Source organism: Thiothrix litoralis, assembly GCF_017901135.1.
Taxonomy (GTDB): Bacteria; Pseudomonadota; Gammaproteobacteria; order Thiotrichales; family Thiotrichaceae; genus Thiothrix; species Thiothrix litoralis.
On sequence record NZ_CP072801.1, the window covers coordinates 469690 to 496211 of the forward strand.

The 26522-nt window shown below is 53.4% G+C and carries 25 protein-coding genes; 15 read left to right on the forward strand and 10 right to left on the reverse strand.

Annotated elements, in window-relative coordinates; genetic code table 11:
- Nucleotides 1-65: 65 nt before the first annotated feature.
- The 5 genes from J9253_RS02305 to ispD all read left to right on the forward strand — a co-directional run bounded on the left by J9253_RS02305 (nt 66) and on the right by ispD (nt 4967).
- Nucleotides 66-1721 carry a CTP synthase gene (locus J9253_RS02305; RefSeq protein WP_210223124.1) on the forward strand — a complete coding sequence of 552 codons (1656 nt, stop codon included), beginning with the start codon at nt 66-68 and terminating at the stop codon, nt 1719-1721.
- Complete coding sequence (kdsA, locus tag J9253_RS02310) at nt 1718-2551, forward strand: 3-deoxy-8-phosphooctulonate synthase (protein WP_028488213.1); 834 nt, start codon at nt 1718-1720, stop codon at nt 2549-2551. Before J9253_RS02305 ends, kdsA begins: the two co-directional genes overlap by 4 nt.
- A gap of 18 nt (nt 2552-2569) precedes the next feature.
- Nucleotides 2570-3850 carry a phosphopyruvate hydratase gene (gene eno / locus J9253_RS02315; protein ID WP_210223125.1) on the forward strand — a complete coding sequence of 427 codons (1281 nt, stop codon included), beginning with the start codon at nt 2570-2572 and terminating at the stop codon, nt 3848-3850.
- Between the two features lie 78 nt (nt 3851-3928).
- Nucleotides 3929-4261, forward strand: a complete 333-nt coding sequence (locus J9253_RS02320) for an FtsB family cell division protein (RefSeq protein ID WP_210223126.1) — start codon at nt 3929-3931, stop codon at nt 4259-4261.
- Nucleotides 4251-4967: a 2-C-methyl-D-erythritol 4-phosphate cytidylyltransferase gene (gene ispD, locus J9253_RS02325; RefSeq protein ID WP_210223127.1), complete on the forward strand. Its 717-nt coding sequence runs from the start codon at nt 4251-4253 to the stop codon at nt 4965-4967. The genes J9253_RS02320 and ispD overlap by 11 nt, the downstream gene beginning before the upstream one ends.
- 3 nt (nt 4968-4970) lie before the next feature.
- On the opposite strand, the gene glcF is transcribed toward ispD, so the two are convergent.
- Genes glcF through J9253_RS02340 form a run of 3 tightly spaced genes read right to left on the reverse strand, consistent with a single transcriptional unit; the run spans nt 4971 to nt 8766 of the window.
- Nucleotides 4971-6209 carry a glycolate oxidase subunit GlcF gene (gene glcF, locus J9253_RS02330; RefSeq protein ID WP_210223128.1) on the reverse strand — a complete coding sequence of 413 codons (1239 nt, stop codon included), beginning with the start codon at nt 6207-6209 and terminating at the stop codon, nt 4971-4973.
- Complete coding sequence (glcE, locus tag J9253_RS02335) at nt 6210-7283, reverse strand: glycolate oxidase subunit GlcE (RefSeq protein WP_210223129.1); 1074 nt, start codon at nt 7281-7283, stop codon at nt 6210-6212.
- Between the two features lie 13 nt (nt 7284-7296).
- Nucleotides 7297-8766, reverse strand: coding sequence for an FAD-linked oxidase C-terminal domain-containing protein (locus J9253_RS02340; RefSeq protein WP_210223130.1), 1470 nt, complete (start codon nt 8764-8766; stop codon nt 7297-7299).
- Between the two features lie 88 nt (nt 8767-8854).
- On the opposite strand from J9253_RS02340, the gene crcB reads away from it, so the two are divergent.
- From crcB to J9253_RS02380, 8 genes are all read left to right on the forward strand, one after another.
- Nucleotides 8855-9229, forward strand: coding sequence for a fluoride efflux transporter CrcB (gene crcB / locus J9253_RS02345; protein WP_210223131.1), 375 nt, complete (start codon nt 8855-8857; stop codon nt 9227-9229).
- A 76-nt stretch (nt 9230-9305) separates the two neighbouring features.
- Complete coding sequence (gene serS, locus J9253_RS02350) at nt 9306-10577, forward strand: serine--tRNA ligase (RefSeq protein ID WP_210223132.1); 1272 nt, start codon at nt 9306-9308, stop codon at nt 10575-10577.
- 117 nt (nt 10578-10694) lie between these two features.
- Nucleotides 10695-12095 (forward strand): cytochrome c oxidase accessory protein CcoG, encoded by a 1401-nt coding sequence (gene ccoG / locus J9253_RS02355; RefSeq protein WP_210223133.1) that lies wholly within the window; start codon nt 10695-10697, stop codon nt 12093-12095.
- Between the two features lie 6 nt (nt 12096-12101).
- Nucleotides 12102-12926, forward strand: a complete 825-nt coding sequence (locus J9253_RS02360; RefSeq protein WP_210223134.1) for a FixH family protein — start codon at nt 12102-12104, stop codon at nt 12924-12926.
- A 20-nt stretch (nt 12927-12946) separates the two neighbouring features.
- Complete coding sequence (locus tag J9253_RS02365) at nt 12947-15376, forward strand: heavy metal translocating P-type ATPase (RefSeq protein WP_210223135.1); 2430 nt, start codon at nt 12947-12949, stop codon at nt 15374-15376.
- Between the two features lie 43 nt (nt 15377-15419).
- On the forward strand, nt 15420-15623 hold the full coding sequence (gene ccoS / locus J9253_RS02370; RefSeq protein WP_210223136.1) for a cbb3-type cytochrome oxidase assembly protein CcoS: 204 nt from the start codon (nt 15420-15422) through the stop codon (nt 15621-15623).
- A 265-nt stretch (nt 15624-15888) separates the two neighbouring features.
- Nucleotides 15889-16797: a selenium metabolism-associated LysR family transcriptional regulator gene (locus J9253_RS02375; protein ID WP_210223137.1), complete on the forward strand. Its 909-nt coding sequence runs from the start codon at nt 15889-15891 to the stop codon at nt 16795-16797.
- Between the two features lie 66 nt (nt 16798-16863).
- Nucleotides 16864-17316: a hypothetical protein gene (locus tag J9253_RS02380; RefSeq protein ID WP_210223138.1), complete on the forward strand. Its 453-nt coding sequence runs from the start codon at nt 16864-16866 to the stop codon at nt 17314-17316.
- Here J9253_RS02380 and uvrB read toward each other — a convergent pair.
- Nucleotides 17263-19287 (reverse strand): excinuclease ABC subunit UvrB, encoded by a 2025-nt coding sequence (gene uvrB / locus J9253_RS02385; protein ID WP_210223139.1) that lies wholly within the window; start codon nt 19285-19287, stop codon nt 17263-17265. The two genes, J9253_RS02380 and uvrB, sit on opposite strands and share 54 nt — an antisense overlap.
- 460 nt (nt 19288-19747) lie before the next feature.
- Here uvrB and J9253_RS02390 point away from each other — a divergent pair, with 460 nt between their 5' ends.
- Complete coding sequence (locus J9253_RS02390; RefSeq protein WP_210223140.1) at nt 19748-20773, forward strand: RNA-guided endonuclease InsQ/TnpB family protein; 1026 nt, start codon at nt 19748-19750, stop codon at nt 20771-20773.
- A gap of 192 nt (nt 20774-20965) precedes the next feature.
- Here the strand turns inward: J9253_RS02390 and J9253_RS02395 are convergent, their stop codons facing one another.
- The 6 genes from J9253_RS02395 to J9253_RS02420 all read right to left on the reverse strand — a co-directional run bounded on the left by J9253_RS02395 (nt 20966) and on the right by J9253_RS02420 (nt 25484).
- A complete protein-coding gene (locus J9253_RS02395; RefSeq protein WP_210223141.1) occupies nt 20966-21637 on the reverse strand; it encodes a phosphoglycolate phosphatase in 672 nt (223 codons plus the stop codon).
- 131 nt (nt 21638-21768) lie between these two features.
- Complete coding sequence (gene rpe, locus J9253_RS02400; protein ID WP_028487627.1) at nt 21769-22467, reverse strand: ribulose-phosphate 3-epimerase; 699 nt, start codon at nt 22465-22467, stop codon at nt 21769-21771.
- 92 nt (nt 22468-22559) lie between these two features.
- Nucleotides 22560-23180, reverse strand: a complete 621-nt coding sequence (locus J9253_RS02405) for an outer membrane beta-barrel protein (protein ID WP_210223142.1) — start codon at nt 23178-23180, stop codon at nt 22560-22562.
- A 14-nt stretch (nt 23181-23194) separates the two neighbouring features.
- The gene (locus J9253_RS02410) at nt 23195-23887 is read right to left on the reverse strand and encodes an outer membrane beta-barrel protein (RefSeq protein WP_210223143.1); all 693 of its coding nucleotides are present in this window, start codon (nt 23885-23887) and stop codon (nt 23195-23197) included.
- A gap of 49 nt (nt 23888-23936) precedes the next feature.
- Nucleotides 23937-24569: an outer membrane beta-barrel protein gene (locus J9253_RS02415; RefSeq protein WP_210223144.1), complete on the reverse strand. Its 633-nt coding sequence runs from the start codon at nt 24567-24569 to the stop codon at nt 23937-23939.
- A 117-nt stretch (nt 24570-24686) separates the two neighbouring features.
- Nucleotides 24687-25484 (reverse strand): outer membrane protein assembly factor BamD, encoded by a 798-nt coding sequence (locus J9253_RS02420; RefSeq protein ID WP_210223145.1) that lies wholly within the window; start codon nt 25482-25484, stop codon nt 24687-24689.
- A gap of 63 nt (nt 25485-25547) precedes the next feature.
- Here J9253_RS02420 and rluD point away from each other — a divergent pair, with 63 nt between their 5' ends.
- Nucleotides 25548-26489, forward strand: coding sequence for a 23S rRNA pseudouridine(1911/1915/1917) synthase RluD (gene rluD / locus J9253_RS02425; RefSeq protein ID WP_210223146.1), 942 nt, complete (start codon nt 25548-25550; stop codon nt 26487-26489).
- Nucleotides 26490-26522: the final 33 nt, after the last annotated feature.

A 26522-nucleotide genomic window follows, 5' to 3' on the forward strand; every position in this document is an offset into this window, starting at 1 on the left:
ACCCATCCATCTATGCTAGGATGCGCCCGCATAATTGTGACTCACACGGATGCGTATTTCTTCCTATGGCTCGATATATTTTCATCACTGGCGGCGTGGTTTCCTCTCTTGGGAAAGGCATTGCTGCCGCCTCACTCGGGGCAATCCTCGAAGCACGTGGCCTCAAAGTCACCATGCTGAAACTTGACCCCTATATCAACGTTGACCCCGGCACGATGAGCCCTTTCCAGCACGGCGAAGTCTTCGTCACGGAAGACGGCGCAGAAACCGACCTCGACCTCGGGCACTACGAGCGTTTTGTCGGTTTCAAAGCCAGCAAGCTCAACAACTTCACCACCGGGCGGATTTACCAAACCGTTATCAGCAAGGAACGCCGAGGCGAATACCTCGGGGCGACCGTGCAGGTGATCCCGCACATTACCGACGAAATCAAACGCTGCGTGCGTGCCGGTGCCGGTGATGCTGACATCGCCATGGTCGAAATCGGCGGAACGGTCGGCGACATCGAAGCCATGCCGTTCATGGAGGCCATTCGCCAAATGGGTGTGGAAGAGGGGCGCAACAATGCCCTGTTCATCCACCTGACCCTGCTGCCTTATGTGGCGGTGGCGGGTGAGCTGAAAACCAAGCCCACCCAGCACTCGGTCAAGGAATTGCGTTCCATCGGTATCCAGCCTGATATTTTGCTGTGCCGCAGCGAACGCCCGTTCCCCGAAAATGAGCGTAAAAAAGTATCCCTGTTCACCAACGTGGAAGAACGCGCTGTCATTTCTGCGGTGGATTTGGATAACATCTACAAAATCCCGCTGTGGTTGCACGCGCAAAAACTCGACCGTATTGTGGCTGAGAAATTCGGCCTGCATGACCTGCCGGAAGCCGACTTGTCTGACTGGAAAGATGTGGTCAACTCGATGGAATTCCCGGAAGCGGAAATCACCGTGGCAATGGTTGGTAAATACGTTGAATTGACCGAATCTTATAAGTCACTCAACGAAGCCCTGACCCATGCGGGTATCCAGACCCACACCAAGGTCAAAATTCACTACCTCGATTCCGAGCGGCTCGAATCCGACAATGAGGCCGCGCTGGAAATCTTGAGTAATGCCGATGCCATCCTCGTTCCCGGTGGTTTTGGTGAGCGTGGTGTCGAAGGTAAAATCCGTGCGGCGCAGTATGCGCGTGAACATAAGATTCCTTACCTCGGTATTTGTTTGGGAATGCAGGTTGCTGTTATCGAATTCTCACGCCATTGTGCCGGTTTGGTGGGGGCGCACAGCACCGAATTTGCCCCGAAGTCCCCACATCCGGTCATTGGTTTGATTACCGAATGGCAAGCTGAAGACGGAACGATTGAAAAACGTTCAGAAAATTCCGATATGGGTGGCACTATGCGCCTTGGTGGTCAGCCTTGCTTGTTGCAAGCGGGTTCATTGGCACGCGGAACTTACGGTGCGGCACAAATCGTCGAACGCCATCGCCACCGTTACGAATTCAACAATCATTACCGTGAAGTGTTGACCCAGCATGGTTTGATACTGTCAGGCACGTCGATTGATGGTAATCTGGTTGAAATGGTGGAGCTGAAAGATCACCCATGGTTCTTGGCGTGCCAATTCCACCCTGAATTTACCTCGCGTCCGCGGCAGGGGCATCCGCTGTTTAGTGGATTTGTCCAAGCGGCACGTCAGCATCACGAAACCAAAAACGGAAGCCGACCATGAAATTGTGCGGGTTTGAAGTAGGGCTGGATCAGCCGTTTTTCCTGATTTCCGGGCCCTGTGCCATCGAAACCGAAAAGCTGGCATTAGAAACGGCTGCCAAATTGAAAGAAATGACCACGCGGCTGGGCATTCCTTTCATTTATAAATCCTCTTTCGACAAGGCTAACCGCTCGACGCATACCAGCGCACGTGGTGTGGGGCTGGAAGCAGGGTTGCGCATTCTGGAACGCGTGAAAACCGAGATTGGTGTGCCCGTGCTGACCGATGTCCACGAAGATACCCCGATGGATGAAGTCGCCAGCGTGGTGGATGTGTTGCAAACGCCTGCATTCCTGTGCCGCCAGACCAATTTCATCCAAAGCGTGGCGCGTACCGGCAAGCCGGTCAATATCAAAAAAGGCCAGTTCCTCGCGCCGTGGGACATGGGCAACGTGGTCGAAAAAGCCCGCGCTACCGGCAACCAGCAGATCATGGTGTGTGAACGTGGTTATAGCTTTGGCTACAACAACCTAGTGTCGGATATGCGCAGCCTTGCCATTATGCGTGATACTCAATGCCCGGTAGTGTTTGATGCTACTCATTCAGTACAATTACCCGGCGGGCAGGGCAGTTGCTCCGGTGGGCAACGTGAACATGTGCCAGTATTGGCGCGTGCCGCCGTCGCGGTAGGCATTGCGGGCTTGTTCATGGAATCACACCCTGACCCGGCGAATGCACTGAGTGATGGGCCAAACTCTTGGCCAATGGATCGCATGGAAGAATTGCTGACAACGCTGGTCGAACTGGATCGCGTTATCAAAGCACAAAAATTGTTAGAAAATACTTTGTAAATTTATTGGGAAAACAACATGTCTGAAATTAAATCAGTACGGGCGCGTGAAATCATTGATTCCCGTGGCAACCCCACCGTAGAAGCGGATGTTATCCTCAGCAGTGGTGTGATGGGTCGCGCTGCTGTGCCTTCCGGTGCGTCCACTGGCTCGCGTGAAGCGATTGAATTGCGCGACGGTGGTGCGCGTTACCTAGGTAAGGGCGTACAAACGGCTGTTGCCAACGTCAACGGTGAAATTGCTAAAGCCGTTGCAGGTATGGATGTGACCGATCAGGGTGGCCTGGACCGCGCCATGATTGCATTAGATGGCACTGAAAACAAAGGCCGTCTGGGTGCTAATGCGCTGCTGGCTGTTTCCATGGCGGCTGCACACGCAGCGGCTAACGAGCAGGGTCTGCCACTGTACCAATACCTCGGCAAAGCCGATTCTTACAAGTTGCCCGTGCCAATGATGAACATCATCAACGGTGGTGCACACGCTGACAACAGCGTGGACATGCAGGAATTCATGATTCTGCCCGTCGGTGCGACCAGCATGGCAGAAGCAGTACGTTACGGTGCGGAAGTATTCCACAATCTCAAGTCCGTGCTGAAAAAGCGTGGCATGAACACAGCGGTCGGCGACGAAGGTGGTTTCGCACCGGATCTGTCTTCCAACGAACAGGCCATCGAAGTCATTCTGGAAGCGATTGACAAGGCCGGTTTCAAAGCAGGCCAAGACATCTGGCTGGGTCTGGACGTTGCCAGTTCCGAGTTCTACAAAAACGGTAAGTACGATCTGGAATCCGAAGGCAAGCAATTCAGCGCTGAAGAGTTCACTGCTTACCTCGAAAACTGGGTTAACCAGTACCCGATTCTGACCATTGAAGATGCAATGGCGGAAGGTGATTGGGCGGGTTGGGCGCATTTCACCAAGGTGCTCGGCAACCGCGTGCAAATCGTGGGTGATGACCTGTTCGTCACCAATACCAAAATCTTGCAAGAAGGCATCGACAAGGGCATTGCCAACTCGATCCTGATCAAGGTCAACCAGATTGGTACGCTGACCGAGACCTTGGAAGCGATTGGTATGGCACACAAGGCTGGTTATACTTCCGTGATTTCTCACCGTTCCGGTGAAACCGAAGACACCACGATTGCGGACATTGCGGTGGCGACTAATGCTTGCCAGATCAAGACAGGTTCACTGTCACGCTCTGACCGGATTGCCAAGTACAACCAGTTGCTGCGTATCGCCGAACAATTGGGCAGCAACGGTATTTATGCGGGAAAATCAGCATTTAAACAGTTGGGCTAACCTTTCAGTTTAAATCTGCTATCCTCTTATGGCGGGCTTGTCCCGCCATATTTATTTCTGAAATACCACCATATGAACATGACACGCATCGTATTTATAGTGCTAGGAGTACTGGCTTTCGGGCTGTTTGTACGCCTGTGGGTAGGCCCCGGCAGTTACCCCGATATGCAGCGTCTGGAAGAAAAAATTGCACAGCAAAATGCTGCCAATGATGAGCAGGCTGAAGTCAAACGCCGTTTGCAAATGGACGTAGTGGGCTTATCCAAAGACGATGAAGCCGTCGAAGAGCACGCCCGCAGCGAACTTGGCATGGTGCGCCAAGGTGAAACCTTTTATCAGGTGATCTTGCGGGCTGACCAGCAAGTAACTGCACCCGGATCGCAAGCTAAGCTGACCCCGCATGTTGAATAAGCTCTGGGTCGTGATTCCGGCGGCTGGTGTAGGGGCGCGGATGCAGGCTGACCGCCCCAAGCAATACCTGCCTTTAGTTGGCAAGACGGTGATTGAACATACCCTTGCCTGCTTTCTGACACACCCGGCAGTGGCGGGGATTGTCGTCGCCATCAGTGAGGGGGATCCGTATTGGGCGGAACTCACTGCGACTGCGCTCAGTGAGCGGGGGAATGTTTACACCGCTCCCGGTGGGTGTGAACGTGCCGATTCGGTGCTGAATGCGCTGGATTATCTGGTCAATACTTTGCAGGTGAATGCTGACACTGGTGTGTTGGTGCATGATGCTGCCCGCCCGTGCTTGAGCCGCCACGATGTCGACAAACTGTTGGCAGAAGGTATGGGAGAAGCGGCAGGTGCGATTCTGGCAGTGCCAGTACGTGATACCATGAAACGCGCCCAGCCAGATACCTCCCGGGTTGCCCACACCGAAGACCGCAATGGCTTGTGGCACGCGCTTACCCCGCAACTGGCAAGGCTTGGGGTATTACGGGAAGCGTTGGCTCATGCCTTACACGCGGGTCTGCCGGTGACAGATGAGGCTTCCGCGCTGGAACAGTTTGGTTTGCACCCCCTACTGGTCGAGGGCGATGCCCGTAATATCAAGATTACCCGCCCGGCAGATTTGGCGCTGGCGACTTTTTTCCTGATAGAAGCCGCAGGCTAAACCTCAGGTATTTGCTTGATCGAGCAAATGAATCCAATGCATCACGGGTAAATCACTCGCTTCCTGCAAATGTGTTTGGCAACCGATATTGGCGGTGACAATCGCTTCTGGTTGATGCTGGGTCAGGTTTGCCAGCTTGTTGTGGCGCAATTGCTGGGAAAGCTCCGGTTGCAGGATGGAATACGTTCCCGCTGAACCGCAACACAGGTGTTCGTCCGCGACTGGCACCAGCACAAAACCGCAATCCAGCAAAATATTTTCCACCACGCCCCGGACTTTTTGCCCATGTTGGAGGGTGCAGGGCGGATGCCACGCCACGCGGGTCGCTTGGGCGGGGGCGAGTTGCTGGTAGTTTTCATTGATGATGATTTCGGCAATGTCTTTGCACAAATGCGAAATCCGTTCCGCTTTGATGGCGTATTCGGGGTCATGACGCAAGTGGTGAGCGTATTCCTTAATCATCACCCCACAACCGCTGGCGGTGGTGAGGATAGCTTCGACAGCACCTTCTTTACGTGACAGGTAAGGCCACCAAGCGTCAATGTTACGACGCATATAGTCGAGCGCGTCTTCGGGTGCGCCCAAATGCTGGCTGACAGCACCACAGCAGCCTGCTTTCGGGGCTGTCACCAGACTGATGCCGAGCTTGTCGAATACCCGTGCCGCCGCCGCATTGATGTCAGGGGAAAGCGCGGGTTGCACGCAGCCATCCAGCACCAGTATCCAGCGCTCGTGGCGTGCTTTCGGCCAGTGACCTGCCGGGCGGGGTGCAGTGATTTTGTTCGCCAACTTTTCTGGCAACAAGGGCTTGAATGTACGCCCCAGAGTCAAGCCTATGCTAAACAGATTGCTTTTAGGCAGGTAGGTGCGCAGGCGTTTGCGTAAGGTTTTGTCGGCACGGTCGCGCCCGACGTGTTTCTCGGCAATGTGTCGGCCAATGTCCAGCAGTTTGCCGTATTCAACCCCTGACGGACAGGTGGTTTCGCAGCTACGGCACAACAGGCAGCGGTCAAGGTGTTGCAAGGTTTTGCGTCCGCTATCCGGGGTATTTTCCAGATTGCCTTCCATCAGTTGTTTGATGAGGTAAATGCGTCCGCGTGGGCCGTCGTTTTCATCGCCTAACAGTTGGTAAGTAGGGCAGGTGGCATTGCAAAAACCACAATGTACGCAGCGGCGCAAAATGTCTTCAGCGACTTTGCCGTCGTGAGTTTGCCGCAGTGCGGTGAGTATCTGGGTTTGCATTTACCAATCCTTATACATGCGACCGATGTTGAAAATACCGCTTGGATCCATTGCCTGTTTGAGGCGCTGTTGGACAGTGAGCATATTGGGTTGCAAAGGGTGGAACGGGTTGACGCCCGGCAAGCTGCCACGATAAACCGTGGCGTGGCCTTCGCCTTTGTGCGCAATATTGCGGATCAAGTTCACCGGGATATTGGTGTATACCCAACGCTGTGAACCACCCCATTCCACCAGGGAATTACCTTCCAGACGGCTGATAACATTGGCGGAAACAGGAAAGGATAGACGCCACAGCGGACGATCGTATTGTTGGAAAAATTCGTGGGTTTGGTTGCGCAGCGCTGCCCAGAATTGATCGGGGTTATTGAGCGGTTCGCCGCCAATCTTGCGGTGTGAGGCAAACACATGGCTGGGTACGCCACTGAGACGCAGGTATAAACACCCATCAAAATAACAGGTGGCACTCAAGGGGAAGTTAGAGTTGCGCATGGTGGTAACCAGCTCAAAAGCTTCTTGACTGGGCATGTCGAGTGTCAAGGTGAGCTCGGTGACTGGGCGTGGCATAACTTTCAGGGAAACGTCCAGAATCAGGCCGAGTGTACCCATTGAGCCGGTAATCAGTCGCGAAATGTCGTAACCGGCGACGTTTTTCATCACTTGCCCACCAAAACTGGCGACTTTGCCGTAGCCGGTGATCAGTTTGACGCCCAGTACATGGTCACGTACCGAACCTGACCACGGGCGTGCCGGGCCAGCCAAGCCAGAGGCGACCACACCACCGATGGTGGATTCGGGGCTGAAGCAGGGTGGCTCAAACGCCAGCATCTGACCGTTGGCGGTGAGTAGCGCTTCGATGTCCTGAAGGCGGGTTCCGGCGCGGGCAGTAATGCACAATTCCGACGGTTCGTAGGCAATAATGCCAGTATGCGGCGCTACCTGTACAGGCGTGCCGGTCGTGGTATTACCGTAAAAAGCTTTGCTGCCCCCACCAATGATGTTCAGTGGTTGGTGGTCAGCAAGTGCTGCGACGACTTTTTCTTGCAATGTCGAGGTTATATCGTTATCTGCGATCATATTCAGGCCCGAATCAAAATCTTGGCAGTTCAGGGTGGGAAAGCTGCCCGTGATGGACGTGCATTGCACCGAGTTCTGCGCAACGGTGCAACGTGGGAACAGCTTTTCCGGGGTTTAGTAATTCGTCAGGGTCGAAGGCACGTTTGACTGCGTGAAAAACTTCCAGTTCTGCTTCGGCAAATTGCACGCACATGGAATCCAGTTTTTCATGCCCGACACCGTGTTCACCCGTGATAGAACCACCGACTTTAACACATAATGCCAGAATATCCGCACCGAAACGTTCGGCTTTTTCGAGTTCGCCGGGGCGGTTGGCATCGTACAGGATCAAGGGGTGCAGGTTGCCATCACCGGCATGGAAGACGTTGGCTACGCCCAGTTCGTAGGTTTGGGAGAAATCGTTAATCTTTTGCAGCACCTGCGCGAGGTGTTTGCGGGGAATCGTGCCATCCATGCAGTAATAGTCGGGGGAGATGCGCCCCACCGCAGGGAAGGCGGCTTTGCGCCCTGCCCATAGGCGAGCACGCTCGGCGGCAGTTTTGGCGATGTGGATAGTGCCAGCGTGGTGCTCTTTGAGAATGGCGCTGACTCTGGCGACCTGTTCGCTTACTTCATCTTCGGTGCCATCCAATTCGCACAATAAAATGGCATTGGCATCTATCGGGTAGCCTGCGTGGATGAAATCTTCGGCAGCGCGGAGTGCGGGGTTATCCATCATTTCCAGCCCAGCGGGAATAATGCCTTTACTGATAATGGCAGCGACGGCATCACCGGCATCAGCTACTTCTGAGAAATCAGCCATTAGCACTTGCACGGTTTCGGGCTTGACGGTCAGTTTGACCAGCACTTCGACGACAATCCCCAACATGCCTTCCGAGCCGGTCATCAGCGCCAGCAAGTCGTAACCGGGGGTATCCAGCCGGTCGTTGCCTATGGTTAGTAATTCGCCGTCAATGGTGACAACCTTGATTTCGAGGATATTGTGAACGGTCAGACCGTATTTGAGGCAATGTACCCCGCCGGAGTTTTCCGCAACATTACCGCCAATCGAGCAGGCAATTTGCGAGGAAGGGTCAGGGGCGTAAAACAGGCCAAGGTGGTCGACTGCCTGACTGATGGCAAGGTTACGCACACCGGGCTGGACGCGGGCGTGCAGGTTTACGGTGTCGATTTCCATGATCTGCTTGAAGCGGGCAAGGCTCAAGACAATACCGCCTTCGTGTGGCAATGCGCCACCGGACAGGCCAGTGCCTGCACCGCGTGCCACCACGGGTATTTTCAGGCGTGAACAGGTTTTGACAATCAATTGCACCTGTTCGATGGTGGTGGGTAATACCACTGCTAGAGGCAAATGGCGGTACGCAGTTAGGCCGTCGCACTCATAGGGGTGCAAGTCTTCTTTTGTCGTCAGGATGGCGTCCTGTGGCAAAATGTCAGCTAGCTGCTGGAATAACAGGTTGTGTGGGGCTGCACTGGTTTTCACGAACTATTATGACCTTGTACTAGGGAATGGGTACTGTAGCGTACTTCCAACAAAAAATTGATTTTAGCTGAATTACGAAGGAATTGGCATGTATCAGATAGGTGGAATTTTATTAGGTGGTGCAATCGGTGCGTTGTTACGTTTCATGGTGGCGAATGGTGTGTACCAGTGGTTAGGGCGTGGATTCCCTTACGGGACGCTGGTTGTGAACGTATTTGGTTCGTTTTTTATTGGCTTTTTAACGTTGTATTTCATGGAACGTGAGTTGCTGAATTCGGTGTTGGCACGAGGATTAATTGTGGGGGTTTTGGGTGCATTTACCACATTTTCCACGTTTTCTTTGGATACGTTTGATCTGATTCAGCAAGGCAGGTTGTTGGGGGCGGGGTTAAATGCGTTGCTGAATGTTGGGGTTTGCGTGCTGGCAGTGTGGGCAGGGGTGTCGGTGGCGCGGTTGGTTTAAAGGGATTATGTGACGCGGCAATCTGAGGTAAGATAACGCCTTTCTGAATGCTCTCACGGAACACGGAACAAGAATTATGTTAGACCCAAAACGCTTACGATCAGAACTGGATGAAATCGCCACGCAATTGGCGCGGCGAGGCTTCAAACTGGATGTCGACACCATCAGCAGCGTGGAAGAGCGCCGCAAAGCGCTTCAGATTGAAACCCAAAACCTGCAAAACGAGCGTAACTCACGTTCCAAGGCGATCGGTCAGGCCAAAGCCAAGGGCGAAGACATCCAGCCTTTGCTGGCAGAAGTCGCCAATATGGGTGACACCCTCAAGGAAAAAGAGCAGGAACTTGCTCGCCTGCAAACCGAACTTGATGCCATTGTCATGGGCATCCCCAACCTGTTGGACGCTTCCGTGCCGGATGGTAGGGATGAAAACGCCAATGTGGAAATCCGCCGCTGGGGTGAACCCGCTGCGTTTGCTTTCGAGCCAAAAGACCACGTTGACCTCGGTCTGCCGAATGGCTGGATGGATTTTGACGCAGGCGCGAAACTGACCGGCTCACGTTTCGTGGTGATGCGCGGCGCAATGGCGCGGATGCACCGGGCGCTGATCCAGTTAATGCTGGACACTCACACGCTGGAACACGGTTATACCGAAGCCTATGTGCCTTACATGGTGAATGCCGACAGCTTGCGCGGCACCGGGCAATTACCCAAATTTGCCGAAGACTTGTTCAAGTTGGAAGGCGAGCAGGGCTATTACCTGATCCCGACGGCGGAAGTGCCTGTCACCAATCTGGCGCGTGACACCATTACCGATGCGGCTGATTTGCCGGTGAAATACGCTTGCCACACCCCGTGTTTCCGTTCCGAAGCCGGTTCTTACGGCAAGGATACCCGTGGCCTCATTCGCCAGCACCAGTTTGAGAAGGTGGAAATGGTGCAACTGGTGCGCCCGGAAGACTCCATGCAAACGTTGGAAACCCTCACCGGGCACGCTGAAGCCATCTTGCAAAAGCTTGGCCTGCCTTATCGGGTGATCGTGTTGTGCGCGGGGGATACTGGATTTTCCTCAACAAAAACCTACGATATTGAAGTGTGGTTGCCAGGTCAGCAAAAATACCGTGAGATTTCATCCTGTTCCAGCTTCGGCGATTTTCAAGCGCGGCGCATGATGGCGCGTTACCGTAACCCGGAAACCGGCAAGCCGGAATTGCTGCATACCCTGAACGGTTCTGGGCTGGCGGTCGGGCGTACTTTGGTGGCAGTGCTGGAAAATTATCAGGAAGCGGATGGGCGTATTCGTATCCCGGAAGCCTTGCGCCCTTACATGGGTAATGCGGACTATCTTTGAGAAATCAGTGAAATACTGCGTTAACTTGATTCTGCGCAATGTAATGTGTGTGGGGTCGGGTATGATGCAGTTTTTTTACCCCGTCCGGCACAGCGAACGATTGGATATTGCAACATTATGAGTACTGAACAAGTCATCCAGCCCAAGTCTTCCCTCCAGCCACGCTCGGTGGAAGGCCGTTTCCGTAATATCAAAACAGCCATTCTGGTGGTGGCCTATGCAGTATTTTTTCTGCTGCCATGGGTGCGCTGGGAGCGGGCGGTCGGGCCAGATCAGGCTATCCTGTTCGATATTCCCGGTCGACGTTATTACATGTTTGATTTGGTGATGCACGCGCAGGATATTTTCTGGCTCACGGCCTTATTGTTCCTTGCGGCGGTATTGCTATTTTTTGTGACGACGCTGTTTGGGCGGGTGTTCTGCGGCTATTTCTGCTTCCAGACCCTGTGGACGGATGCCTTCCGCTGGATTGAGCGTTTCATTCAAGGTGACCGGGTAGCGCGTTTGCGTCTGGAGAAGCAGCCGTGGAATGTTGAGAAAATTCGCAAGATCGGTTTGACCCATGGCCTGTGGCTGCTGTTGGCGATGTGGACGGGCTTGAGCTTTGCCTTGTACTGGGGGGATGCGTTCACCCTGACCGGGCAATTCTTTACGGGTAGTGCTCCGGCAGCGGTGTACGGCACGGTGATTATCCTGATGACTACCACTTACCTGACGGCGGGTTGGGCGAAAGAATACGTGTGCTTGCACATGTGCCCTTACTCACGTTTCCAGAGTGTTATGTTTGATCAGGATACCATGATTGTGTCATACGACATGAACCGTGGTGAAGGCTCAACCGGGCGGATTAAGCCGGTGAAAGAGATGCGTGATCAGCAAAACCGTCAGGAAAAAGGCCATGGCGATTGTGTCGACTGTGGCTTGTGTGTACAAGTTTGCCCGACAGGTATCGATATTCGTAACGGCTTGCAGATTGGTTGTATCCACTGTGCTCTGTGTATTGATGCTTGTGACAACATCATGGACAAGCAAGGTTGGAAGCGCGGCCTGATCCGTTACACTTCCGAGCACGGCTTGGAAGGCAAAAAGACCAAAGTGCTTAAATTGCGCACGGTTGGCTATGGTTTAGCAACGTTATTGGCGACGATTTATCTGGTGTGGAGCATTGCCAGCAGTAAATTGTTGGAGGTGACGGCGGTACAAATCCGCAGCCCGCTGTACGTTACCCTGTCAGATGGGCGTATTCAGAACAGCTACGAAGTCAAAATCAACAACAAAACCATGGAAGCAGCACGCTATTCATTGACAATGGAAGGCTTGCCAGGCGCTGAAATGGAATTGCATATCAATGACTTGAGCCTGAAGCCGGATTCGACGATGCGGGTGCTGGCAAAAATCCGTTATACTAAGCAGCCCGGTGATACTGGTGGAAACCGTGAGTTCCAGTTTAAGCTGACGCCGCTGGAAGGTAAGGTGACTGCGCCAGTTATTATCCCTTCACACTTTATGACCCCGTAAGGTTTCATGGAAAATCAAAATATTGCATTCACTCTGGGGGTAGGCGTCCTTGCGTCGCTTGCCCTGTTTTTCCTGTTTTACAAGGTAATGAAGCGTCCCGCTAAGCTTGCTTCCTTGTTGACTTTTTTGGTGGTGCAGGCCGTCTACATCGCTGTGGCGTCCTTGCATTGGGCGGGTCTGGATGTCTTTGCGATCCATTTCTCCTTCTTTACCATGGCGGCAATAGTGCCGGGTATCATTGTCGGGAGTCGGCGCGGTTCCGATACTGATAAGGGCAGGCTCCATTGGGGGCCGGGCATTATCATCGGGTTTTTCATGATTCTGGTGATTGTGGATTCAACCATCATCACTTTGGCAAACAGCGGGGCAAGCGCGGACTTCATTCGCAAGTTCTTGCCTCAGCCGCACCGTGAAGGCGTGCAAAATGTGGTGTCTGCTTTTCCCGGCACGGTTGCCAATGACTACCAGAAGAAATATAGCCAGTACAACAACTACATCGCACAATTGAAGACCCAAAAGGAACGCGGCTGGCAAGTGGCAGATGGCTGGCTCGAAAAGCCGCAACCTGGCAAACCTACCCAGTTCCGTATTCATGTCACGGATAAGGCAGGGCAACCCGTGAGTAGTGCCAAGGTTCAATTGTCGTTTTTACGCCCTTCCAATAAGGCGCAGGATGTGAACCTTGAATTGCTGGAATCTGAACCCGGCTTCTACGGTCAAATGGTCAGCCTGCCCGTTCACGGTATGTGGACAATGGTACTTTCTATCCAGCGCGGTGATGAAATCCATGAGATCAAAGGTGAAACCTGGGTCGGAGAAGAGCCGCAGTGAGCGGGTATGAGTGAGCCTGCATGACAGAAACTGCTTTTCAGGTTGAGTCAGGCAATTGCTTCCATTGCGGGCAACCCATCCCTGCCGGGGCGTTGTATCCGGTTACTATTGATGGTCATACCCGCGAGATGTGTTGTACCGGTTGTCAGGCGGTGGCGACGGCCATCGTGGATAATAACCTGACGGATTATTACCGTTTCCGCACCGAAATCGGCGACAAGCCGGAGGATTTGGTACCGGAAGCCTTGCGTCAGTTGCAGGTGTACGATACCCCGGAATTGCAGAAATCGTTTGTGCGCGACACCGGCGCCAATATCCGCGAAGCCTCGCTGATTCTGGAAGGCATTGTGTGTGCAGCCTGCGTCTGGCTGAACGAGCACCACGTCAAGCAACTCGACGGGGTGTTGGATTTCCGCATCAATTATTCCACCCATCGCGCAACCCTGAAATGGGACAATGAACGCCTGCACCTCAGTGCGGTGTTGCAAGCCATTTCAGAAATTGGCTATCACGCCCATCCATTTGACCCCGGTCGTCTTGAATCCCTGCAAAGAAAGGAAAAGTCCATTGCCCTGCGGCGCATTGCCGTGGCGGGTCTGGGGATGATGCAGGTCATGATGGTCGCGGTGTCGATGTATATCGGTGCGGTTTCCGACATGGATACGGGAATGCGCGATTTCCTGCGCTGGATCAGTTTGATCATGACCACGCCGGTGGTGTTCTATTCGGCACAGGTATTTTTCAGCTCGGCATGGCGAGACTTGCGGCGCGGGCGTTTCGGGATGGATGTGCCGGTGTCGCTGGCGATCGGGGTTGCCTTCAGTGCCAGTGTCTGGGCGACCTTGACCGGACAGGGCGAAGTCTATTTTGACTCGGTAAGCATGTTCACCTTTTTCCTGCTGACTGGGCGCTATCTGGAAATGGCAGCACGTCACAAGGCCGGGCAGGTGGCTGAAGAACTGGTGCGGCTGATGCCAGCTACGGCTACGCGCTTGCGTGATGGCGAACAGGAAGTGGTGCCGGTCAGCCAGCTTGAGCTGGGTGATCACCTGCTGGTTAAGCCGGGGGAAGTGGTGCCTGCGGATGGCTCGGTGCTTGAAGGTACGAGCAGCACCAACGAATCCCTGCTGACGGGCGAAAGCTTACCGTGCCACAAACAGCTAGGCGATGCCTTGGTGGGCGGTACGTTAAATATTGAAAGCCCGCTAACCATGCAGGTGGAAAAGGTCGGCGACAGTACCGTGTTGGCTGCCATTATCCGTTTGCTGGAGCGGGCGCAGGCCGAGAAACCGGAGCTGGCGCGGTTGGCTGAAAAAGTGGCCTCACGCTTTGTGCCCATTATCTTAGTCATTGCGGTGAGTGTTTTTGCATGGTGGTATCTGCATGAGCCTTCACAAGCCTTCTGGATTGCCCTGTCGGTGTTGGTGGTGACGTGCCCCTGTGCATTCTCATTAGCCACGCCAGCAGCGCTCACGGCGGCGACGGGCTTGCTGACGTCCAAAGGGGTGTTGACTACCCGTGGTCATGCGCTGGAAACACTGGCGCGTATCAACCACATTATTTTTGACAAGACCGGAACCCTGTCGCATGGTCATCTGGAAGTCGTGGATATTCAGGTGTTGAGTGCAATGCCGGAGGATGTCTGCAAGCAGGTGGCAGCGGGGCTGGAAACGGCCTCTGAACACCCGGTTGCCCATGCCATTATGCGTTTGAGTACCAGCCCGCTGCGTTGCGATGACCTGAGTTCAGAGTCAGGGCGTGGGGTCAAAGGCATGTATCAGCAAAAACGTTATCGGATAGGGACGCCAGCATTCGTGCAGGAACTGACCGGGTGTGAAGTCCCGCAAGGTATTTTGCCGCCTGCGGCGCGTTCACAAGTCTTTCTGGGGTCGGAAGATGGCTGGTTGGCGGTCATCAGCTTGGCAGACCAGTTGCGTGCTGAAGCTGCTGGCATGGTCACTGAGTTGCAAGCCCTGGGTGTGGAAGTAACCTTGTTGAGTGGTGATTCGCCGCATGTGGTGGCGACAGTGGCGCAGCAATTAGGCATTTCTCATGCCCTTGGTGGGCAATTGCCTGACGATAAGCTAGCGTATTTGCGTGACTTACAAGCACAAGGCAAAGTCGTCGCGATGGTGGGCGACGGGGTGAACGATGCGCCTGTGTTGGCGGGGGCGCAGGTATCCATTGCGATGGGCAGCGGTTCACAATTGGCACAAGCCAGCGCCGACATGGTGCTGTTATCAGAAAACTTGCAGCAACTGCCTTTTGCCGTCCGTACTGCTCGGCGGATGCAAATCATTATCAAACAAAACTTTCTCTGGACTATAGTCTATAATTTGATCGCGATTCCTTTGGCGGCTACTGGGCTGATTGCCCCGTGGATGGCGGCTATCGGTATGTCAGCTAGTTCTTTGGTTGTTGTGCTGAACGCATTGCGCCTGAAAAACTAACTATTTGGGTCTATAATGTCTGATTTAGTCGGGATATAACATAATGGATGCCTTGTACCTGTTGATTCCTATTGCGTTGGGTGTGATGGTTGTAGTGGTGATAGCCTTCATCTACACCGTCAAAAGTGGGCAATACGATGATTTGGAAGGGCCTGCACACCGTATCTTGATGGATGATGACGATCCACGTATTCCTGGCAACCAGAAGCCGCCAGTAGCAGAGGAAAAAGATAGTCAGCGTGATTAATAAATAGAGAGATGCCGCTTATCGCTGCTTAGTGCCTCTATATCATTTTCTTCATCAAGCTGAACATATCATTAACCATAATGCGAAAATTGTTCTATGCTATCTATAACAAATTCCTCTGGTGAAAATTGGCAGGTCTTTAGATAGTTTTTTTTAATCATTGATCAGTAGTAAATATCCGGGAATGGATGACCGGAACAGGGATGGCAAGGATGAGTTCCCTGTGGGGTTTGCTAGGACTGGTAATAGGAGAATAGGTAATCATATGGCTGATAGAAGATTACAGGTCTTTCATGCGGTGGCTCGATTATTGAGTTTTACCAAGGCAGCAGAAGTGCTGCATATGACACAACCGGCGGTTACATTCCAAATCCGTCAGTTGGAAGACCAATTTGATACCCGTCTGTTTGACCGGACGCATAATCGCGTTTCCCTCACAGAAGCTGGGAAGATTACCTTCGAGTATTCGGAGCGTATTTTCGAGCAATACAGCGAGATGGAAAATGCCATCCGTGAAATGACTAACGACATCAGTGGCTCCCTGACCATTGGTGCGAGTACCACCATTTCCGAATACATGCTGCCGTCATTGCTGGGTGAGTTCAACTCCAAAAACCCAGATGTCAGATTGCGCTTACGTGTTTCCAATACCGAGGGTATTGTTTCCATGGTGGAAAACAACGTCATTGATTTAGGCGTTGTGGAAGGCATGGTCAACAATAAAAACCTGCTGGTAGAAGTTTGCCGTCAGGATGAGCTGGTGCTGATTGTGCCGCCAACTCATGCGCTGGCAAGCAAAACTGCTGTCAAGCTGAAAGACGTGTTGGAATACCCGTTCATCTGCCGTGAAGAAGGTTCAGGCACACGTGAAGTGGTACTGGATTATCTGTATGCGCTGGGTATGGACAAGCACGCCATGAATGCTTGTCTGGAATTGGGTAGCCCGGAAGCCGTCAAAGGTGCTGTTGAAGCTGGCATGGGCGTTTCCATTGTCTCCAGCGCCAGTATCGGTAAAGAATTGCGCCTTGGCTCACTGGTATCTATCCCGCTGGATCCACCCCTGACCCGTGACTTCTCTTTCGTGCGTCAGCGCCAGAAGTTCAAAGTCCGTGCGATGGAAGAACTGCTGGAGTTTGCCCGCAGCTATTGCGAAAACCTCAAAAAGCAGAAATAAAATCCGCTGCGGGTACAGCTCATGTTGCTGTACCCCGGATTATTTGCATCACACAGGATATTTCCCATGTTACCCGGTATGCCACAATCCAACGGCTCTGCCGAAGAAAAGCGTCTTCGCAAGCTATACCGCGACATGAGTTCACAAGATCAGGCAACCCTGATGCGCTTTGCTGAGTTTTTAGCAGGCTCGCCAACACTTGATGCTGAACCCATGACTGAATTCCCCACCCCCGAAAACATTCCGCGCCCCGAACAGGAAAGTGTCGTTAAGGCGATTAAGCGCTTGACAGCGACGTATCCGATGGTTCCGCGTGAACGTTTGCTCAATGAAACGTCCAGCCTGATGACAGCGCATGTGATCCATGGCAAGTCAGCCCCGGTGGTGATTGAAGAGCTTGAACTGATGTTTGCACAGCATTACACCACGCTGAAAGCTGAGTTCGAGAAAGAAACCCCTCCCGCTTTACTCCAGTCCGAACACACGGGCGCGGATGTGGGCAAGCTGATCGCGGACTGAGGCAGCCTGTTCAAATTCCAGATTTTTGGCGTGCTGGAACATCTTTTCTTCCAGCTTCTTGATTTGCTTGAGCGCCTGGTCGGGCGTCAGGCTGCGGTATTCTGCCGCTTCCTCGGCAACTTTCTTTTCCCCACGTGTTTTCCCTTTGCCCTTGCTGGCATTGGCGTAAGCGCCTTCCATCACGTCGGCAATGCGCTTGCGGATGGTTTGTGGGGTAATGCCGTGTTGTTCATTGTGGGCAAGCTGCTTGGTGCGGCGGCGGCTGGTTTCGTCCATTGCCTTGCGCATGGAATCGGTGATTTTGTCAGCGTAGAGGATGGCTTTGCCTTCCGCATTGCGTGCTGCCCGCCCGATAGTCTGTATCAGGGAGCGCTCAGAACGCAGGAAACCTTCCTTGTCAGCATCCAGAATCGCTACCAATGACACTTCCGGTATATCCAAGCCTTCCCTTAACAAGTTGATCCCTACCAAAGCATCGAATTCGCCCTTGCGCAGGTCGCGGATGATTTCAACGCGTTCCACGGTGTCGATGTCAGAATGCAGGTAACGTACCTTGATATTGTGTTCCATCAGGTAATCGGTGAGGTCTTCCGCCATGCGTTTGGTCAGCGTGGTGACCAGCACGCGTTCATTGCGCTGGGCACGTTCGCTGATTTCGGACATCACGTTGTCGACTTGCGAGAGGATAGGGCGTACTTCGACTATCGGGTCAACTAACCCGGTCGGGCGCACCACCTGTTCGGCGATATTGTCGGAATGCTCCAGCTCATAGGTGCCGGGCGTGGCGGAAACGTGGATGGCTTGCGGAATCAGTTTCTCGAATTCGTCAAAGCGCAGCGGGCGGTTGTCGAGTGCCGAGGGCAGGCGGAAACCGTAATCCACCAGTGTGCTTTTACGGGAATAATCGCCTTTGTACATGCCGCCGAATTGTGGAATGGTGACGTGCGCTTCGTCGATGAACACGATGGCATTGCGCGGTAAGTAGTCGAATAAACAGGGTGGTGGTTCCCCTACCGGGCGTTTCGACAGGTAGCGCGAATAGTTTTCGATGCCGGAACAGTAGCCGGTTTCGACGATCATTTCGATGTCGTACTGGGTGCGCTGTTCGAGACGTTGCGCTTCTACCAGCCGGTCGTTTTCGCGCAAGACGGTGAGGCGTTCCTTGAGTTCGGCCTTGATGTAGTCGATGGCAGCCAACAACACCTCTCGCGGGGTGACGTAGTGCGTTTTCGGGTAAACCGTGAGGCGCGGCACACGGCGTAGCACTTCGCCGGTCAGCGGGTCGAAATAGCTGAGGTTTTCGATTTCGTCGTCGAACAGTTCGATGCGGATGGCTTCCTTGTCGGACTCCGCTGGGTGGATGTCGATGATTTCGCCACGTACCCGGAATGTGCCGCGTTGCAGGTCAAGGTCGTTGCGGCTGTATTGCATTTCCGCGAGTCGGCGTAACAGGGTGCGCTGGTCGATGCGGTCACCGCGCACCAGAATTAGCAGCATTTTCAAATACGATTCGGGGTCGCCGAGGCCGTAAATTGATGAAACGGTGGCGATAATGATGACATCTTTGCGCTCGAACAGGTTGCGGGTGGCAGAAAGGCGCATCTGTTCGATGTGGTCGTTAATGGCGGAATCTTTTTCGATGTACACGTCTTTGGACGGCACATAGGCTTCTGGCTGGTAATAATCGAAGTAGGAAACGAAATATTCCACCGAATTATTCGGAAAAAATTCCTTCATCTCGCCGTAAAGTTGTGCCGCCAGCGTTTTATTGTGCACCAGAATAATTGCCGGGCGCTGGGTTTGCTGGATGATGTTTGCCATCGTGAAGGTTTTGCCCGACCCGGTAACGCCCAGCAAGGTTTGGTGTAACAAGCCATCATGCAGGCCATTGACGAGTGAACGGATCGCTTCCGGCTGATCACCAGCGGGCTGGTAGTCGGTGTGGAGCTGAAAAGTGTTTGGTTCAGTCATGTCAGGATGCCTGTGCGGATGGTTTGCAATAATTGCGGTGCGAGCGTAAGCCTAGCAGCCTGTCGGACACGAAGCCAGTTCCAGAGTAGCCTCAACCGGAGGAAAAACCAATGGGTCGTTTTCGCAAACTATCACATACAATTTTTGTGCCGCTAGCGGCGATCCATACGTGGGTCAGGGATTGAAGCAAAATGGTCGACTATCGAAGTTTAGCCAGCAATTGGACGGGGCTTTCGGTATAGTTTACCGCAGTCTTACCAATATTCGCGTAAAGCCCCGTCTTTTGCCTTGACCCCAACAACAAACAAGCCACTTACTTTGCTAAAGCCGCAGGCACTGCACGGTTTACCTACAACTGGGCGTTAGCGGAATGGCAAACCCAATACGCCGCATGGAAAGACGATAACGACCTCCCCAAACCCTCGCAGTTTTCACTCCGCAAACAACTCAATGCCATCAAATGCGAGCAATTCCCGTGGATGCTGGAAGTCACCAAAAACGCCCCACAAATGGCGATCATCCAACTGGGCGTAGCCTCAAGAACTTCTTTGCAGGTCACGCCAAGTACCCGCAATTCAAAAAGAAAGGCAAAAGCCATGACAGCTTCACCCTGACCAACGACCAATTTTCCGTTGACACTTCCCGCATCCGCATCCCCCACCTTGGGTCAGTGCGGATGCGGGAAACGTTACGCTTTTCCGGCAAAATCCTCTCTGCCACGGTTTCCCGCACCGCTGACCAGTGGTTCGCCAGCATCACGGTGGATACCGATTCCAGTCACGTGCCACCCGCCGAAAACCAAGGCGTAGTGGGCGTGGATTTGGGCGTATCCGCACTGGCAACACTGTCAACGGGGGAAGTGGTGACGGGTGCGAAGCCGTATAAAGCCTTGCTTTCCCGCCTGCAACGGCTCTCGCGCAGCCTATCCCGCAAGGTCAACGGCAGTACCAACCGCGCTAAAGCCAAGCGCAAACTGGCAAAACTCCATGCGCGTATTGCCAATATCCGCAAGAACGCTTTGCACCAACTCACGACGGATTTGACCCGCCGTTTCCATACCCTTGGCATCGAAGACCTGAACGTGTTTGGCATGGTGAAAAATCGCCATCTATCTCGGGCAATCAGTGATATGGGCTTTTTTGAGTTTCGCCGCCAGTTGGAATACAAAGCCGATAGGCGCGGTGGTGTCGTGGTAGTTGCAGGCAGGTTCTTTGCCAGCAGCAAGACCTGTTCCGCCTGCGGTGAAAAGCTGGAAAAGCTGCCCCTGTCAGTCCGGCAGTGGGATTGTCCGACCTGTGGCGTAAGCCACGATCGGGATGTGAACGCGGCTATTAACTTAGCCAACTACGCCGTGAGTTACACGGTGTCTGCCTGTGGAGGGGATGGCTCTGGTCTTGGGCGTAAGCCAAAGGCGAAACCAGCCCCTGTGAAGCAGGAATTTGACTGTAAATTTGACGATGTTCAGGTTTGTATAAGTTCAAAGTAACGGTTCAATACTAATGTGGGTGGGTTTTCTTTTGCGGCGCGTGGATTTTTTGGGTTGAGCCATGACGTGTTACCTTATTATTGGGTAACGTATCTTAGCAGATGTTCCATGAAGACATGCCTAACGAGGTGTTAACTGGTAATTGTCGTATGGGTTCCTTCTGACCACCCATAGCTGATCAGAAGGTTGGTGTTAGCAACGAATAAGGTCGCGTAATTCCGCCATCGAATCAATCACCGCATCAGGCGAATAGTTGCGAATATCTTCGCCATGATTATAGCCGTAAGTCATGCAAATGATCTGGAAACCCGCTGCCCGCGCCGCTTTCACGTCAGACTTGGAATCGCCCAGCATCATGGAATCTTCCGGCTTCACGCCCAGCGCTTCAGCCGCGTGGAGCAACGGCAGGGGATGCGGTTTCTTTTCCGGCAAGGTATCGCCACTGATGACAATCTCGAAACGGTCAAAAATACCCAAATCTTTCAGCAAGGGCAGGGTGAATTGCGCCGCCTTATTGGTGACACACCCAATTTTCAAGCCTTCACAGCTTTGCAGAAAGTCCAGCCCTTCCACCACGCCATCATACAAACGGCTGCGCTTGGAGGTATTTTCCGCGTACAAATCCATGAAAATGGGCATAGCACGCTCAAATAGCGCAGCATCCGGGAAGCCATCCAGATCGTCGGTCAACGCACGTTCCACCAAACGTTGCACGCCATTACCCACCCACTGACGCACCGCAGCTTCGCCGCGCACCGGCATAGCCAGTTGCTGCATCATCTCATCGACGCAAAATGCCAGATCGGGAACGCTATCCACCAGCGTCCCATCCACATCAATCAACACCATTTTCGGGTTAAACATAATCTGCATTCCTGAAAGAAACCCCTCCTAACCTCCCCTTATCAGGGGAGGAACAAGAGAACTGTACACCTCTTAGCTCCTCCCCTGATAAGGGGAGGCCGGGAGGGGTTTCTTTAAAAAGGTTGTAAAACTTAAACCTTAGCCGCTGCCAATTCCTTACGGAATTCAGCAATAATGCTGTTGTAATGGTTCGGGTCAGCTTTGTTGGCAACGTTGAAAATCGCTGAACCTGCTACGAATGCATCCGCACCCGCTTCCTTGATTTCACGAATATTGTTGGCTTTAACGCCGCCATCCACTTCCAGACGAATATCCAGACCAGAATCATCAATCATCTTGCGCACCTGACGCAGCTTGGTCAGCGTGGAGGGGATGAAGCTTTGACCACCAAAACCAGGGTTGACCGACATCAGCAGGATCATGTCTACCTTGTCCATCAAATATTCCAGAATATTCAAAGGGGTAGCTGGGTTAAATACGAGGCCAGCCTTGCAGCCTTCGTTGCGGATCAGTTGCAGGGTACGGTCAACGTGTTCAGACGCTTCCGGGTGGAAGGTGATGTAAGACGCGCCCGCAGCGGCAAAATCAGGGATGATGCGGTCGACCGGTTTGACCATCAAATGCACATCAATCGGTGCAGTCACGCCGTGCTTGCGCAGGGCTTCGCACACCAAGGGGCCAATGGTCAGGTTAGGCACATAATGGTTATCCATCACGTCGAAATGCACAATGTCTGCGCCAGAGGTCAGGACATTAACCACTTCTTCACCCAAACGGGCAAAGTCAGCGGACAGGATGGATGGTGCGATGAAATCAGTTTGACGTGCCATGAAACGTTCTCCTCAAGAATGTAGCGACAAAATTTGCAGCCACTTTACCGGAAAGGCTGTGCTAATACAGCCCTTCCGAGGGAGATAGGTTTTCAGAGTGTGGAATAGCTCAAACCGAGTGAATACAGGTCAGCATCGGTTTCGTAAGCAGAGTCAGAACCAATGTTGAACATATGTTCCCATTCGCCGCGCAAGTGCAGGTTACTGTTCATTTGGAACTGTGCGCCGCCGCCAATCAGGGGGCTGATGCCGGTTGAGTCTTCCTGTTGGGTAAGGCCGCCGCCCACGGTTTTGCTGGTTTTATTGTTCCACGCGATAGCGCCTACTTTGCCAAAGGCTTCGATTTGCGGGGTGATCGGCACGTAACCGACCCCGGTAATGCCCGTTCCGGTAGTGCTGCTGTCGAGCTTGGCCGTGCTGCCACCCGTGATGCCATTCATGCTGCTGCTGCCGAGGTCGTAGTAAGCGAGTTCCACCCCGACCATCGGGTCAAAACGTGCGCCACCAAAGGCTTTCCACGCAAAGTCCTGATCGTTGCAGTTGCCGCTAAAGAAGGGGTCGTTGCAAGTGTCGCCGAGTTTGGAACTGCCTGCGCTGGCACCGACGTACAGTTTGGGGCCATTAGTGAAATCGCTGCCCATCATCATGGAATCGCCTGCGTGCGCATTACTTGCCAGCCCAATGAGCAGTCCCCAAGCCAGTTGCATTTTCATAGTGCTGCCCTGTGTTAAAAGGTAGAAAAGACTGCACCCACACTCAGCAGGCCAGCGTCTGATTCATAGGGCGTGTCTGTTGCTGTGCCGAAAACGTGTTCGTATTCACCGCGTAACGACAGATTAGGGTTGACTTGGACCTGCGCCCCGCCGCCCAGCAACATGCCAAGGCCACTGTTGGTGGAAATAGTATCCATGCTGGGATCTTCCGCCACGGTTTTGCTGCCATTCTGCTTCCAGTAAGCTGCGCCGACTTTGCCCAGCAATTCGGTACGTGGTGCAACCGGCACATAGCCGACGCCTGCCAGATAGCTGGCGGACAATTCGCTGCTGAGTTTGCTGTCGTAAATGCCTGAGCGCCCGGCCGTACCGTTGGCAGTGCTTTCGCCCAGATCCATGTGACCCACTTCGATGCCCAGTGTTGGCAAGGAGGCGGAGGGGATGACCCCGCCCGGCGTTGCTAAAAAGCCATTATGGTTGGGCGTCGCCCGTAGCCCGGCAAAAAACTTGCTGCCGGTGGCGCTGTCTTCGCAGTTGCTGGAAGTGCTGTCAGCGACGCAAGCACCATCTTGGCTAGCCATGCCCGCACTCGCCCCTGCGTACAACGATACGTTGGATGGCACGCCGTAACCTTCCATACCGCCTGCAAACGCCGCGTTCGCCCATAGCGCCATGCCTGCCAATGAGCAGGAAATCAGTGTTTTCATACAAGCCCCTTTCTATTTTTTCCAAGCATTCCCGCTGCGCGGGATATTGTTATAACGATGAAAAAGTAAAACCTAAACTGAGTAAGTCAATATCGCCAGCTTGTTGCGTGGTGGTGGTGCCGACATCTTTGTAACGTTCCCATTCCGCGCGGATGCCCATATTGTCGCCAAGGTCATAATTTGCGCCTAGGCCAACCATGATATTGTTGCCGGTATTTTCAACCACCGTGCTGCTATTGGTGTGCTCGACTGTCCAGTGAGCCATGCCTGCTTTGCCAAAGGCTTCGATTGCGTCGCTGACGGGGATGCCCGCTACGGCTGCTGCGGTATAGGCGCTGGCTTTTTGGCTAACAGTACCACTGGTATCCATGCCGGATTGCTTGCCAAAATTGACATAGCTGCTTTCCAGCACAATGTTGTCGTTCATCCGTACCCCGGCGAATGCTTTCCAGCTTTTATCAGTGCTTGCGCAGGCAGTCAGGTCTTGGCAGAAGCCGTCAGTGGTGGTTTTGCCAATGCTTGCACCTAGGTAATTGGGTGCTTTGGCTGTTTGGGAGCCACCAATCGGTGCCATGGGTGCGCTTTTGGCAAAGGCTGAATTGGCAGATGCTTCCGCGAAGACGCTGCAAGTCAGCACCAGTAAGGTGTATCCGGCAAGACAGGTAGCCTTGGAAATCGTCATGTGTATAGCCCCGCTGATTATTATTGTTGTGTCGCTTTATAGCTTTTAACACCACTGTAAATGACTGACAGGTAACCTGCCAGTATTAGCCGATAATCGGGGGATGCGTGAGGGGGGTTAGCGCAATTGCGCTTTGAGGGCAGCAGCACGTTGCGGGAAGTTCAATTCCAGCACCCGCAGGTTGTCAGCCACCAAGTCAGGTTTGCCAAGGTTGTGGGCTGCCTTGATCTTGATTTCCAGCGCATCGACTACCGCAGGTGAACCCTCGTAATGCCTGACAGCGTATTCAGCCCGGTTGAAAGCCGCCAGCCATGCGCCACGTACCATGTAATAGCTTGCCACATTCACTTCGGATTGTGCCAGACTGTTACGCAAGTGCTGGATGCGCTCTTTGGCATCCGGGGCGTATTTGCTGTTCGGGTGACGGGTGAGCAGGTGTGAAAAGTCTTGGAAGGACTCTTTCTGGCGCACGGTATCCAGATCCGCAATACTGCGCGGGAACACCTTGTCGACAATGCTGTGACCCCGGTTGAAGTTCACCAGACCGCGCAGGTAAAGTGCGTAATCGGCGTCTTCACTGGTCGGGTTCATCCGCAGAAAACGGTCAATCGCATCCAGCGCGGAATCTGGCTCGTCAAACTTGTAATAAGCATAAGCGGTTTCCAGTTGCGCCTGTTGGGCAAAACGCCCCAGCGGGTAGCGTGCTTCGAGTGATTCGTACAGACTGATGGCCCGTTCGTAATCGCCCGCTGTCATCGCTTCGCGTGCGGTTGTGTAAATTTTATTGGCTGACCAGCCCTCTGTCAGGTCTTTTTCCGTTTGGGAAAAGATAGAACAGCCGCTGAAACCAGCCGAAATTGTCAGTATGCTCGCCAGATAAATGCTGGCTTTGAGTCTTTTTGTACTTATCGACATTTGCTTAACAACACATGATGATAGAATGAGTTTGCAAGTATAGCGTATTCAACCGGATTAAGAATGTCTCTAAACCAACAGATCGTCAGCATAGTGCCACTCAACATGGAAGGTCAGCGCCTAGATCAGGCCGTTGCCAACCTGTACCCGCAATATTCCCGCAGCCAGATTCAAAAATGGATCAAAGCCGGGTGCGTGTTAGTGGATGATAAAATCCTCAAACCCAAGGAGCGCTTAATCGGCGGCGAAGAATTAATCCTAAATACGGTGCATGAGCCGCAAACCGAATTTGAGCCGGAAGACATTCCGCTCAATATCGTTTACGAAGATGACACCCTCATCATTATCAACAAGCCCGCCGGACTGGTGGTTCACCCCGGTGCAGGCAACTGGTCGGGCACGCTGGTCAACGGCTTGTTGCACCATGACCGTTCGCTGGAAATGTTGCCGCGTGCGGGCATTGTCCACCGCCTCGACAAAGACACCACCGGCCTGATGGTGGTCGCCAAAACCCTCGAAGCCCACGGCAAGCTGGTCGAACAGCTACAGGAACGTGATGTTAGCCGTGAATACCTCGCGCTGGTTTCCGGGCAAGTCGTGGCAGGGACAACGATTGAAGGCAATATCGGCCGTCACCACATTGACCGCAAACGTCAAGCCGTCCACGACGGTGGCAAAGAAGCGATTACCCATTACCGGGTGGAAGAGCGTTTCCCGCATCACACCTTGTTGCGAGTATCGTTGGAAACCGGACGTACCCACCAGATTCGCGTTCATTTAAGTTGGAAGCACATGCCGATTGTCGGCGACCAGACTTACGGCGGGCGTCCGCGTGTGCCGGTCGGGATAACCAATGACTTACGCACAGCAATCCAGACCTTCCCGCGTCAGGCATTGCACGCTACCCGGCTGGGGTTGACGCACCCGGCAACGGGCGAGGCGATGGCGTGGGAAGCCCCTGTTCCTGACGATATGGCAGCATTGCTGGCGGCATTGCGGGAGTAAGCATTGCGGTGGTTTTGCAAATTCCTGAGGCTA